The sequence below is a fragment of the Actinopolyspora alba genome, from assembly GCF_900112765.1.
Taxonomy (GTDB): Bacteria; Actinomycetota; Actinomycetes; order Mycobacteriales; family Pseudonocardiaceae; genus Actinopolyspora; species Actinopolyspora alba.
The window spans coordinates 1-11,865 of sequence record NZ_FOMZ01000017.1; the positions used below are offsets into that span (position 1 = coordinate 1).

General features: G+C 57.1%; 19 protein-coding genes. 18 read left to right on the plus strand and 1 reads right to left on the minus strand.

Annotation, left to right across the window (positions count from 1 at the left end):
• From BM150_RS21205 to BM150_RS21250, 10 genes are all read left to right on the plus strand, one after another.
• Positions 1-654: polymorphic toxin-type HINT domain-containing protein (locus tag BM150_RS21205; protein ID WP_217641806.1), on the plus strand; the 654-nt coding region annotated here is incomplete at its 5' end.
• An 11-nt stretch (positions 655-665) separates the two neighbouring features.
• Positions 666-968, plus strand: coding sequence for a hypothetical protein (locus BM150_RS21210; RefSeq protein WP_092929367.1), 303 nt, complete (start codon positions 666-668; stop codon positions 966-968).
• A gap of 426 nt (positions 969-1,394) precedes the next feature.
• A complete protein-coding gene (locus BM150_RS21215; RefSeq protein ID WP_092929369.1) occupies positions 1,395-1,697 on the plus strand; it encodes a hypothetical protein in 303 nt (100 codons plus the stop codon).
• Positions 1,698-1,872: 175 nt separating this feature from the next.
• The gene (locus tag BM150_RS21220) at positions 1,873-2,697 is read left to right on the plus strand and encodes an HNH/ENDO VII family nuclease (RefSeq protein WP_217641808.1); all 825 of its coding nucleotides are present in this window, start codon (positions 1,873-1,875) and stop codon (positions 2,695-2,697) included.
• 2 nt (positions 2,698-2,699) lie between these two features.
• Complete coding sequence (locus BM150_RS21225) at positions 2,700-3,182, plus strand: SMI1/KNR4 family protein (RefSeq protein WP_175496955.1); 483 nt, start codon at positions 2,700-2,702, stop codon at positions 3,180-3,182.
• A 129-nt stretch (positions 3,183-3,311) separates the two neighbouring features.
• Complete coding sequence (locus tag BM150_RS21230) at positions 3,312-3,716, plus strand: hypothetical protein (protein ID WP_217641809.1); 405 nt, start codon at positions 3,312-3,314, stop codon at positions 3,714-3,716.
• 374 nt (positions 3,717-4,090) lie between these two features.
• Positions 4,091-4,576 carry a hypothetical protein gene (locus BM150_RS21235; protein WP_092929377.1) on the plus strand — a complete coding sequence of 162 codons (486 nt, stop codon included), beginning with the start codon at positions 4,091-4,093 and terminating at the stop codon, positions 4,574-4,576.
• A 324-nt stretch (positions 4,577-4,900) separates the two neighbouring features.
• Positions 4,901-5,683: a polymorphic toxin-type HINT domain-containing protein gene (locus tag BM150_RS21240; protein WP_217641810.1), complete on the plus strand. Its 783-nt coding sequence runs from the start codon at positions 4,901-4,903 to the stop codon at positions 5,681-5,683.
• A 26-nt stretch (positions 5,684-5,709) separates the two neighbouring features.
• A complete protein-coding gene (locus BM150_RS21245; RefSeq protein WP_092929381.1) occupies positions 5,710-6,195 on the plus strand; it encodes a hypothetical protein in 486 nt (161 codons plus the stop codon).
• Between the two features lie 83 nt (positions 6,196-6,278).
• Positions 6,279-6,647 carry a hypothetical protein gene (locus tag BM150_RS21250; RefSeq protein ID WP_092929542.1) on the plus strand — a complete coding sequence of 123 codons (369 nt, stop codon included), beginning with the start codon at positions 6,279-6,281 and terminating at the stop codon, positions 6,645-6,647.
• A 65-nt stretch (positions 6,648-6,712) separates the two neighbouring features.
• Here BM150_RS21250 and BM150_RS24285 read toward each other — a convergent pair whose 3' ends face one another.
• The gene (locus BM150_RS24285) at positions 6,713-6,991 is read right to left on the minus strand and encodes a MafI family immunity protein (protein WP_092929383.1); all 279 of its coding nucleotides are present in this window, start codon (positions 6,989-6,991) and stop codon (positions 6,713-6,715) included.
• Positions 6,992-7,129: 138 nt separating this feature from the next.
• Between BM150_RS24285 and BM150_RS24290 the strand changes: the two genes are divergently transcribed.
• From BM150_RS24290 to BM150_RS21295, 8 genes are all read left to right on the plus strand, one after another.
• On the plus strand, positions 7,130-7,627 hold the full coding sequence (locus tag BM150_RS24290) for a hypothetical protein (RefSeq protein WP_175496956.1): 498 nt from the start codon (positions 7,130-7,132) through the stop codon (positions 7,625-7,627).
• Between the two features lie 82 nt (positions 7,628-7,709).
• Complete coding sequence (locus BM150_RS21265; protein ID WP_139219615.1) at positions 7,710-8,039, plus strand: hypothetical protein; 330 nt, start codon at positions 7,710-7,712, stop codon at positions 8,037-8,039.
• Positions 8,039-8,596 carry an SMI1/KNR4 family protein gene (locus BM150_RS21270; protein WP_092929389.1) on the plus strand — a complete coding sequence of 186 codons (558 nt, stop codon included), beginning with the start codon at positions 8,039-8,041 and terminating at the stop codon, positions 8,594-8,596. The genes BM150_RS21265 and BM150_RS21270 overlap by 1 nt, the downstream gene beginning before the upstream one ends.
• A gap of 287 nt (positions 8,597-8,883) precedes the next feature.
• Positions 8,884-9,426, plus strand: coding sequence for a hypothetical protein (locus BM150_RS21275; protein WP_139219616.1), 543 nt, complete (start codon positions 8,884-8,886; stop codon positions 9,424-9,426).
• A complete protein-coding gene (locus BM150_RS21280; protein WP_175496957.1) occupies positions 9,423-9,998 on the plus strand; it encodes an SMI1/KNR4 family protein in 576 nt (191 codons plus the stop codon). The genes BM150_RS21275 and BM150_RS21280 overlap by 4 nt, the downstream gene beginning before the upstream one ends.
• Before the next feature lie 192 nt (positions 9,999-10,190).
• Positions 10,191-10,745, plus strand: a complete 555-nt coding sequence (locus BM150_RS21285; RefSeq protein WP_139219617.1) for an SMI1/KNR4 family protein — start codon at positions 10,191-10,193, stop codon at positions 10,743-10,745.
• A 27-nt stretch (positions 10,746-10,772) separates the two neighbouring features.
• The gene (locus BM150_RS21290) at positions 10,773-11,186 is read left to right on the plus strand and encodes a hypothetical protein (RefSeq protein ID WP_217641811.1); all 414 of its coding nucleotides are present in this window, start codon (positions 10,773-10,775) and stop codon (positions 11,184-11,186) included.
• Positions 11,187-11,308: 122 nt separating this feature from the next.
• A complete protein-coding gene (locus tag BM150_RS21295; RefSeq protein ID WP_139219618.1) occupies positions 11,309-11,797 on the plus strand; it encodes a hypothetical protein in 489 nt (162 codons plus the stop codon).
• The last annotated feature ends 68 nt before the right edge of the window (positions 11,798-11,865 follow it).

Consider the following 11,865-nt stretch of genomic DNA (forward strand, 5'->3'; position numbering starts at 1 on the left):
CACCTGGTAGAGGTCACCGTCGATGTCGATGGTGACCGAGGTGGGGCGACCGACTCGGTGACGGCGACGGGTGAGCACCCGTTCTGGGTGCCCAATCGGGACGAGTGGGTCGACGCGGCCGATCTCCAGGCTGGGGATCGGGTGCGCACCGCTGAGGGTGAGCAGCGGCTGGTCACCAGCATCCGCACCTGGACCGCCCTGCAGCGCGTCCACAACCTCACCATCAACAACACCCACACCTACTACGTCGCCCTCAACGGCCACGACGAAACACTCGTCCACAATTCGGGCGATCGTCCGTGTGGTCCGGATCCCGAAGGGAATATCGTTTACCGTGCGCTTGCCGAAGGTGAGGACCCATCTGTGGGGCTTCACGCTCGGGCGCCTAACAAGGTGAATGCTGAACCTGTCTCGCACGTTGCCGGGCTGAAGGAGAGCCCCTGGATATCCACATCCAAAGAGCCGAGTATAGCGTTCGATAAGTACAATCAGGGGCATGGCGTGGTGGCGATCGACTCGCGGTTCGTTGAAAGAGCAGAAGACATTTCCTCCGGACCCTTCACCAGTAGGAGACATAGAGCTTATGCCAGGAAGGATCAGGAGGTTCTGATCTTTCGACATGTGCCGGTCGAGGCCATCGTGGGCCGTTGGTGAGGAGATTGCTGATGGAGGACGATCTGCTGGAGGCATTGGAAGAAGCCTGGGATGTCGAGTCTGGGTTCTTGGGAAAGCTTCGTGCAGGCCGATTTGATCCCGAGGCCGGGGAAGCCTACGTGGCGCTGCTGTCGAGGATTCCGCCGATCGGGGAAACCGTCGATTCGAGGCTAGTTCAGCTGATCTGGTTTGCTCCCACACTCATTGAATGGCAGACTGAAAGAGCCGCTAAAAACGAGAAAGAAGTGGAAAAATTGGGGCACATCTGGGACCAAGTTCGCGAAGCCTTGATCGCCCTTCTGGGGCTTCCCTGAAGTTGTTGACTACGTAGGCTGCGCTTGTTTGCGTTTCGGTGAAGCTGTGTTAGCCCCAAGGGCTTACTAGGCCGGAGTGGGGTAAGGCTGCTGGCATGGTGGGTGGCCTTGAATCTACCGATGAGTTCCTGTGGGGGCGGGGGATCGGGAGTGGTGCTGGTGGTGCGTGTGCGCCGAACAGCTTTGTGCCGGGGATCTGGGGGTGATTGACGTAACACGCGGGAGTTTGGGTTGTTGTGACTGGGTGTGCATGGTGGAGAAATGCTGCTGTTACTCGTCGATGCCCGCTGTTGTGGTTGTCAAATTCTCTGGTTTGTCGTCGTCCTGAAGCTTGCTCCCTGGATACTTATTCGGGAGGTTCGGGAGGTTCTGGTCTGTCAGTGTGTCGAGTGAGGCTGTCGTGCGCCGGTGAATAGGAGGTTGGTGATGGACGAAGAGCTGCTGGAGGCGTTGGACGAGGTGTGGGACATTGACACCGGCTTTTTGGGAAGGCTCCGTGCGGGCCATTTCGATCCCGAGGCGGGGGAGGAGTATGTAGCGTTGTTGTCGCGGATTCCTCCGGTCGGGGACACCGTTGACTACAGGCTGGTCCAACGGATCTGGTTCGCCCCCACGTTCATCGAGTGGCAGATCGAGAGGGCCACCAAAAGCCCTGGGGACGAGGTCAGGTTGCGGCGGATCGAGAGTCAGGTCCGCGAAGCCGTGGTTGCTGTTCTGGGTGTTCCCTAGAGTTATCGAACAGCAGTCATGCTCGGCCGCCTGACGCCGAAGCTGTGTTGGAGCCAGGAGATTTCAATCGGGCGAAACGGATAAAGTCCCTGGCTCTGTGACGATCCTGACAGTCATCGCTGAGCTTCCCCGAAACGGGCCTGGTGCTGGTGGTTCGTGTACGCCGAATAGTTTCGTGCCGGGTACCGAGGTGGTGTTGGCCGATGGGTCGCGCGAGGCGATCGAGGAGGTCGAGCTCGGTGATCGGGTGTTGGCCACCGACCCGGAGACGGGGGAGACCGGGCCGGAGCGGGTGACGGCCACCATCACCGGCGAGGGTGAGAAACAGCTGGTGGAGGTCACTGTCGATGTCGATGGTGACCGGGGTGGGGCGACCGACTCGGTGACGGCGACGGGTGAGCACCCGTTCTGGGTGCCCAATCGGGACGAGTGGGTCGACGCCGAGGACCTCACGGCCGGGGATCGGGTGCGCACCGCTGAGGGTGAGCAGCGGCTGGTCACCGGTATCCGCACCTGGACCGCGCTGCAGCGAGTCCACAACCTCACCATCAACGACACCCACACCTACTACGTCGCCCTCAACGGCCACGACGAAACACTCGTCCACAACAGCGAGTGCGGACAGAGTCGGTTCTGGAGCACTACCGAGTATCAGGGGCAGCGCATATATCAGAGAGATGACCTCGTGGATCCAGCGCTTTATTCTGCTAAAGACACGTATGGACGTAGTAATCTGAAGCGTATGAAGCAAGGAGTTGCTCCGATTGGTCCGGACGGTAAGTCGGTGAACTTGCATCACATGTTGCAGACGCAGGATGGGCCGATCGCTGAGGTTACGAGTACCATGCACCTGAATAAACCTGGATACGGTATCCTGCACTGGAAGGCTGGTAGTGACATTCCCAGTGGTATCGACCGGGTAGCCTTCGAGGGATGGAAGAAGCAGTACTGGAGGGACAGGGCTGCTGGATTCATCGCGAGAGGATTTCGTGGGAAATGAGTATGAGTGATGTCGACGAGTTTGTCCGGCTCGTCGTTGCGAACAGCCATTTAGCTAACCACTACGCCTCTCCGCCTGACGCCGAGTTGATCAACTGGGCGGAGAGCAGTGTGGGACTGAAGCTTCCGCCGACCTTTCGTCGTTACCTTGAGACTCTTGGTGGTTGTGATCTTCCGGGGGAGGAGATTTACGGTCTTTTTCGGGATAGGTCTGACGATTCGGTGGTGCATGGTTTTTCCGAAGAAACTTTGGAATCTCGAAGAGATATAGTTAATTTTCCAGGTTTTTTGATTCCTTTTATGGAAGACGGCATGGGGGGATTTTATGTGATGGATACCTCTCAGGCTGATGCTTCCGGTGAGGCTCCGGTATATATATGGACCCCTGAGTTTAAAGATTCTCCAGGGGAATACGTAGGGCAGGACTTTGGTGAGGTGGCTTTGATGATGGCCTCTCGTGCAATTGCTAGCGAAGACGTAGAATAGTGTAGTGCCAGGCAGCGTTGATCGTGTAATAGGGTTGTCGGATTTTTGCGCCGAGTGCGAAGATGCGTTTGGGATGGGCTCGTTGGTTGTGCCGACGGCGGTAGGGACGATGGCGGTGTTCTGCTCGTCGTGACTGGCGATTTCTGTAGTGTCTTCGTGGAAGTAGTTCGTAGTTCGGGGCAATGGCGTTATCTGGAGCCGGAGGCCTTGATGGGAAAGTGGGAACAATTTGTCGCGGACTGCGAGAGGGGGTACCCCTACGATAGGGAGGACTACTTCAACGATCGGACATTTCGGGGAAGCATTGAGGATGTTTTAAACGCTCCTGTATTGCAGGATTTTTCAGAAATGGTGGTGTTTCGTACCAGGGTGGAGATCATCGACGCGCGCTTTCGGCCGTTACTGATTCCGGATGTATTTCCCAAGTTTGGTGAGGAGGAGTGGTGGTTGCGTGGTTTGGTGCGTTATGCGCGGCGGAAACTGGTTTCCGAGGTGTGGGAAAGCTTTGGTGTCGAGATCGCTGAGGTTGAGTAAGGCGCCCGGCCATGGCTGTGTCCGATTGGTGTGGGGTTTTGGTGTATGGTTTTGGGTGATGTTGTCGGGGATGTGAAAATGTCTTGGCTGATGCGGGGGTAGTGCTCGGAACCGAGTACAGTGCTGACGAGACGAACAAGTTGGAACGCGTCGGGGATCGAGTTCGCGAAGTCTTGACCCTTGGTCTGGGGCTTCCTTGGCACTGTTGAACACGTGGTTCATGCTCGGTTGATTGAGGGCGATGTTGTGCTGATGCCAGGGTGCTTTGTCGGTCGCAGTGGGTAATGTGCGTCACTGCTAGTGTCCAGTTTCTTTCATGGGTGGTCTGCTTCGTTGCCGCGTTCGTAGGGCATGTAGTGAGGAGTTGGTGTCTGGTGTCTGTGGACTGGAAAATTGAGATCGTCGAGTACGGTGATATCCCTCAAGTTGAGGATGACACCGTTCCGCAGGATGAAGCCGAGCGGCGGTGGAACCGTTATGTGGAGCTGGCTGACTCCGTGACCGGTGATGAGGGTCCTGAGGGGGTTGTTGCGATCGTGTCTTCGTTGAAGGTCCAAGACGATTACGGTGCTTACGAATCGGCGTATGGTGCTCTGGAGCGTTTCCCTCCCGCGGATCTCGGGAAGGGTGTCGCTTGGGCGGCTGAGGAGCTCACTCGAATTCCGTATGATCGCAGCGGAATCGTTCTTGTGACTGTGGCCAGATTGCCCGCCGCTGCCGCGGAGGCGTTCAACGAGGCGGTCAAGTCCGTTCCTGGGGAGGTTCGGAACAGGCTTCGCGATGTTGTCGATTTCCACGAAGCGAATGACTGGCTCGCCGAGGACGGGGACAAAGGCATCATCAAGGTGCCCCGCGAGTAGGGAACGATCGACACCGGCCACCGCAGCCTGCGTGTGACCGCATACCTCCCCTGGCATCTGACGCCAAAACACTGAAGGTGAGCGACCTCGAACAACGGTGTCGTCGCTGGAGCCGGTGCTGGCCGCGGATGCCGTGTCTGCGGGTTCGTGCCGGATGCGTTGGGGGCTGTGGGTGGTCTCCGGCGTGGTGGCGGCATGTCGCGTCCGGGGTCGGCGCCGGATCTGCCCGGTGGTGGTTCGGCACGGTCGTCGGGCTCTGGCGGTTCGTCGGGTGCTGGTGGTTCGTGCACGCCGAACAGTTTCGTGCCGGGTACCGAGGTGGTGTTGGCCGATGGGTCGCGCGAGGCGATCGAGGAGGTCGAGCTCGGTGATCGGGTGTTGGCCACCGACCCGGAGACGGGGGAGACCGGGCCGGAGCGGGTGACGGCCACCATCACCGGCGAGGGTGAGAAACAGCTGGTGGAGGTCACTGTCGATGTCGATGGTGACCGGGGTGGGGCGACCGACTCGGTGACGGCGACGGGTGAGCACCCGTTCTGGGTGCCCAACCGGGACGAGTGGGTCGACGCGGCCGATCTCCAGGCCGGGGATCGGGTGCGCACCGCTGAGGGTGAGCAGCGGCTGGTCACCGGTATCCGCACCTGGACCGCGCTGCAGCGAGTCCACAACCTCACCATCAACGACACCCACACCTACTACGCCGCCCTCAACGGCCACGACGAAACACTCGTCCACAACGTCAAGTGTGGGGCGAACGGTGGTTGGCATGGAGCTCTGAAAAAGGCGGGGCCGGGGAAAGAGATCAACCATATCCCAGCCAACACGACCAGTCCCCTCGCGCATCACAGTGGTCCTGCGATTCGGATGGATATCGCTGACCATCGTGCGTTGTACAGCACGGGGGGTTCGTTGCCTGCCCAAGCATGGCGTACGAGGCAGAAGGAGTTGGTCGATGCTGGAGACTTCCGTGGTGCCATGCAAATGGATGTGGACGACATTCGATCTCGTTTTGGCAGCAAGTACGATGAGGCGATCCGAGAGATGTGGGTAAGTCTCAGCAGCAACAAGGCCCTTCGGAGATGGGCCTCTTCGTTGCCGCGGTCGTAGGGCATGTAGTGAGGAGTTGGTGTCTGGTGTCTGTGGACTGGAAGGTTGAGATCGTCGAGTGCGGTGATATCGTCCAGGATGAGGATGAGACCGTTCCGCAGGATGAAGCTGAGCGGCGGTGGAACCGTTATGTGGAACTGGCCGACTCCGTGACCGGTGATGAAGGTCCGGAGGCGGTTGTTCCGATCGTTTCTTCGTTGCGAGCCGAAGAGGACTACGGTGCTTATGAAGCCGCGCATGGCGCTTTAGAGCGTTTCCCGCTCGCTGATCTTGGGAAGGGTGTCGCTTGGGCGGCCGAGGAGCTCACTCGGATTCCGTATGATCAAAGTGGAATTGTGCTTGTGATTGTGGCCAGGTCTTCCGCCGAGGCGGCGGAGGCGTTCAATCAGGAGATAAAGTTCGTTCCGGGGGATGTTCGGAGCAGGCTTCGCGATGTTGTCGATTTCCACGAAGCGAACGAGTGGCTCGCCGAGGACGGGGACAAAGGTGTCATCAAGGTGCCGCGTGAATGACCGCGTGAGTTCAGGGGTGTCATGAATCGAGAACAGTGGGCTTGTGCATCGCGAAGCTTGGCTTTTTGGGAGTCTGTTGCAGGATGGGTGAGAAATCAGTGGCGAACTCGCTGAGGCCTGAATGTCTTCCGGAAGGATTTACCTATCCTCGGGAGTTCGTTCGTGTGGTGGAGCTCGGGCTCACGGACCTGGAACCGTGGCTGTTTCTTGCGGGAGAAGGGCTCGTGGAGCGCTGTGCTGGTCTGCGGGAGCGCTATCCGGACAGGAATGTGATCCCGTTCGCTCGTAGGATCGACAACGATGATGTCGCTTGTTGGGATCTCGATCGCGATGCCCGCGTGGTGATCGTCCACGATTTCGCTTCGCCGGGGTGGGAGCGGCAGGGAGAGTACGAGGGCTTCTACGACTGGCTCCGCCAAGCGGTGGAGGATCTGATCGAGTATGACAACTGACCTGAAGCCGTTCACGCCGGAGTGCTGGGATCTACTGTGCTGATCGGCAGTGGAGTTCGGGTTCGTTAACGTCCTTGTTCCACGCTCTCGTCTAGATTCTCCCAGGTGCGGGGTTCGACTCCGCACATCCGGCCGACACGGACGATTTCTTCATGGAGCTCGCGTGTGAGGACCGCGTCGTACTCGCCGAGCTGCGCGCACATGTTCTCGAAAGCTATCCCCCACTCGGCGTGGACAGCGAGTTCGGTCATGTCTTTTCGGTCCTCGTCGGACAGCGCGGGAACCCTCCTGATCAACGGGATGAGACTGTTCTCGATGCACTCGATCCGTTCGCGGTTGCGCATGTGTTTTCCCCTGAGCTGGTGCGTGAAGCGCTCCGAAGAGCGGGAGCTTGGGCTGCGTATCGGTCGCGGACGAGGTTCGGTGTCGGAGTGTATCGTGTCCGGAACGATGGTTGGTGTTGCAGTCATCACGATTTGACCGTGGTTCATTCCGCCCTCGAGGTTTCGATGATATCTTTTGCGTTTTTCCCTCGCGGTGATGATCCGTCGTGGAGGGGTGAGTGGATTTCGGAAATCCCTCTTTATGGTATAACAAAGAATGATTTTGTTTTTTATTATTTTAATGTCGATGTCGTAATCAGTGATGGCGAGAACGATGTTTTGCTGTCGGATCCGGTTGTTTCCGTTGTTGACTTTGTTTTGATGCTTGGCCTGTTGCGGCACGAGGTTAGCAGGTTGGGTGCTTCTATTGTGATGACGTCGCGAATCAATAAGTATGTCTTCGCGACGAAGCAAGGTGGTGATGTCGAGTTGTCCTACAGTTTTTCGCCTGTGGTTTCGTGTGTTTCCGCGGATGACATCGAGCGGGCTCCTGTTGTCGCGGCTCGTGCCGCTTTGGACGTGCTGTACGGGGCTCGTGAGGAGTTGAGATCGAATCCGTTCCTGGCTGGGCTCGTGGATATGGTCCGGGCTGGTTGACCGGTTGCGGAAGGCTACGCTACGGCGGATGTGCGACACGGGAACGAGCGATTCGTTGGTACGGGATTGCGCGGAGTTGGACGTGACTGTGCTCGCGGTTGAGCCGTACGGTGTCAGGGTCGTTGCACGGGACGGTGTCGAGGGAATTATCGACAAGATCAAGATTCCGTCCTGGTTGGCCTCCGAGGAGCTTCCCTGCGTGGGGGAGTCGCTGACTGTGGTGGTGCTCGACGAGCGGCGCGATCGGTTTCGGGCGAGTCTGCTCGACACTGATTTCGAGATCGCGGGAATGGTACGGCGCGGTGAGTTGGACGAAGAGGCATACGTTCATCCCGCGGACTTCGCTCCGGAACAGCTCAAAGGAAGGTTGTCGTTCAACGACCGCGACTCGGGCGAACTGGGAGATGAGTGATGACTCATGGTGCGGAAATGGAGAGCGAGTTGCCGATGGCGTCCTCGTTGGATCGATTGCGGATGTTGTTACCGCCTCCGGAGGTGGCACCCGCACCGCAGCCTTGGGAAGATGTCGAGCGTCGACTCGGCGTGGCGCTGCCGAACGATTACAAGGAGTTCATGGAGACATATGGCGGTGGTACTATTGAGGAGTTTTTGATATTTCTTGCTTACAGTCAATCTTTCGAGGCGGCTATGGGGTGGAAAGGAAGGGATTTGGAAGAGATTCGGATGAGTCCTGAGGACGTATTTCCGGGAGGTGTTGTCGAGGAAGATAAAGTAAATTTGTTGCCGTGGGCTTATACGATTGACGGTGATGTGTGTTATTGGTTGATGGATCCTAGGGAGGATCCGGATCAGTGGCGTGTGGTGTCACGTGAGCGGGATATGGAGTGGAACTTTTTCGGAGGTGGCATGATGGAGTTTTTGGTGGAAATTACCTCAGGGCGGCGTCGAGAGCCTTGGTTTCCGGATGATTTTCTGCGCGGCTCTTCGTGTTTTAAAGCTACTGCGTAGTATCTTGCCGGACGGCATGGAGGTTTACATTAGGTCAGTTGTAGGTTAAGAGCGGAAGGCGACAGTTTCGTTTTTCTGCGTTGATTTTTAGTTGTGCGGTGGTGAATAATCTGACCAGTTCGTTGTCTTGTGGTGGTGTAGCTGTGATTATTTTGAGCGTTTCCTAGAGTGGTCGAACACGTGGTTCATGCTTGGTCGCTTGAGAACGAAGTTGTGCTAGCGTCAGGGCGCTCTGCCGGTCGCAGTGGGTAATGCGCGTCACTGCTAGTGTCCAGTTTCTTTCATGGGTGATCTTCTTCGTTGCCGCGGTCGTGGGGAATGTAGTGAGGAGTTGGTGTCGGGTGTCTGTGGACTGGAAGGTTGAGATCGTCGAGTGCGGTGAGATCGTCCAGGATGAGGATGACACTGTTCCGCAGGATGAAGCCGAGCGTCGGTGGAATCGCTATGTGGAGCTGGTTTTGTCCGTGACCGGTGATGAAGGTCCGGAGGGGGTTGTTGCGATCGTTTCTTCGTTGCGAGCCGAAGAGGACTACGGTGCTTATGAATCCGCGTATGCTGCTCTGCAGCGTTTCCCGCTCGCGGATCTCGGGAAGGGTGTCGCCTGGGCGGCCGAGGAGCTCACTCGAATTCCGTATGATCCTAGCGGAATCGTTCTTGTGATTGTGGCCAGATTGCCCGCTGAGGCGGCGGAGGCGTTCAACCAGGAGATAAAGTCCGTTCCGGGGGATGTTCGGAACAGGCTCCGGGATGTTGTCGATTTCCACGAAGCGAATGACTGGCTCGCCGAGGACGGGGACAAAGGTGTCATCAAGGTGCCGCGCGAACAGTGAATGGTCCAATCAATTGGGATATTTTTGCTGAAGGGCTTCAATTGGATTACATAGAGCAGTTGAAGAGGTTCGTTTCTCCATCAAATGTTCATCTTCCTGATGTGGACTGGGTCGGAATCGAGAGCTCCTTGGGATCCTCTCTTCCTGGCGACTACAAAAGGTTTATAGAAGTTTATGGCCCAGGAGATTTCGATAGTTATATCCTTGTGGTGTCTCCTTGTGAAGCGGAATACAGTGACGGGATCAGTGAATTCTGGAAAGAAAAAAGAGGGTCTTTCATTGAGCTGAGAGATGTGGTTTCGTTGCCGTCGTGGTTTTCTGCTCCGGAGGACACCTTATTGCTTTGGGCTGGAACTCCTGATGGCGATGCTTACTTCTGGCAGATCGATAGGCAGTTGTCTCCCGATTGCTGGGATGTTGTGTTGTGCGACGGCGAACTGAATAAATGGTATAAATACAAAGGTGGTATGGCGCGACTGTTGCTGTCTGTTTTTTCTGGTGAATCAGATTTAGATTTCTTTTCGGGATTGCCCCTTGTGGGGCACTCTTGTTTTACTTCGATATACGAGTAGGGGATCGTAGCGTTTTGCCGGTGTCTCCCGGCCGCAGGTGTCGAAATTCCTGAACTATGTAGCGTATTGCACTAAGTGCTGCTGCCGACGGTTGGTGAGGAATTCGCTACAAACCAAGTTGCAGCCCTCGATCATAATCAAGATAAAATAGAGTCGCGGACAAAGCTTCCAGTGAACAGTACGGAGAATGCTATGCCACCGAGTGTTGATCTTCTCAAGCGGCTGCTTCCACCGCCGGAGGTGCCACCAGCGCCGCAGCCTTGGGAAGATGTCGAGCGTCGGCTCAGTGTGGCGCTGCCGAACGACTACAAGGAGTTCATGGAGGTTTACGGTGACGGGACACTCGAAGATTACCTATTGCTGGAGCAGCTGATTACTTCGGAGGAGGAGTCTTCGGAGTGGTGGGAAGAGCAGTTGAATGATTTACGTTCCGCTGCGGAGAGGGTTCCTGAGCGCTACACACTCGAACCCGGTCGGGTCGATCTGCTGCCTTGGGCCTTCACCATCGATGTTGATGTCTGTTACTGGTGGATGGAGCCGAGAGAGGAGCCGGATCGATGGTGGATAGTGTCTCGTGATCGAGATGTGTCGCGGTGGAGCGTCTTCGAGGGGTCGATGGTGGAGTTCTTGGTGGAAGTCGTCTCGGGACGGCGTAGGGAGCCGTGGATGCCGCGTAATTTTCCAGGGGATTCGCCGTGGTTCAAGACGACCGCACGGTATCTCGCCGATACGGATCCGTACAGATGATTTTTCGGAAGGGTCGTTGGTGGTTGGATGACGTGGAGTTCTGGCAGCTTTCGTGATGCCTTCATCGGGGTTGTCCGAGACTCTGGGCAATGGCGGGATCTGGAGCCGGATGCCTTGCTGGGGCGATGGGACCGTTTCGTTGCGGACTGCGATAAGGGGTATCCCTACGATAGGGAGGACTACTTTAACGATCGAACATTAAGAGATAGTATTGAGGTTGCTTTGAACACCCCTGAGCTGCAGGAGTTCTCGGGAATGGTGGTGTTTCGTACCAGGGTGGAGATCATCGACGCCCGCTTTCGGCCACTGCTGATTCCGGATGTATTTCCCAAGTTCGACGAGGGAAGGTGGTGGGCGCGCGGCTTGGTGCGCTACGCGCGACGGAAACTGGTTTCCGAGCTATGGGAAAGTTTTGGGGTCGAGATCACCGAAGTCGGTTGAACCGGACCCGCTGTCGGGTTCGCCCGGCTTCGTGGGGGTGACCCCGGTGGATGTGCGCCTGTCGTGGATCCGCCCGGCAATGTTTTCTTTTCTCGTGTTCGTGATTTTCCGGAGGGGTGTCGATGTATCTGGACAGGCCGCAAATCAAAGAATGGATACAAGAGCACGAAGTGATCGCCCTGGACGAAAGGGTTTCGGGGCGCTTCGAGAGTTACCTCAACTCCTTCCCGTGGGCCGGAAGTCATGTCGACTGGCGGGTAGTTGAGAACGAAAAACTGTGTCATCCCGATGACGTGGACGACCGTTTTCTGGAAAGATGTCGCGGTACGCCTTGGGGGTCTTTCGGGCACGTCTTGGTCACGTATACCGGCGATGGTCCTTCCCTGCTGTGCGAGCTGGAGGACGTGGCCGAGGACATAGACCTCCTGTACTGCGTTTCCCCGGGTGACAATTTTTCCTGTGCGGCTTCGCTGGACGGGAATGTAGTGAGGGTGTACTTCTCCAATTTCCTGGAGTACGACGGACACGTCAGAATGCTCGCGGCGAAGAACACCAAGGAGCACTTCGAGGAGTTCGACCTGCGAGAGCACAGGATCGAACTGGATCGTTGATCTACCTGTCGACGTGCCGGCGGTGGATGAGCCTTGGCGTGACGGTTGGAACACGGCGCATCTCCACC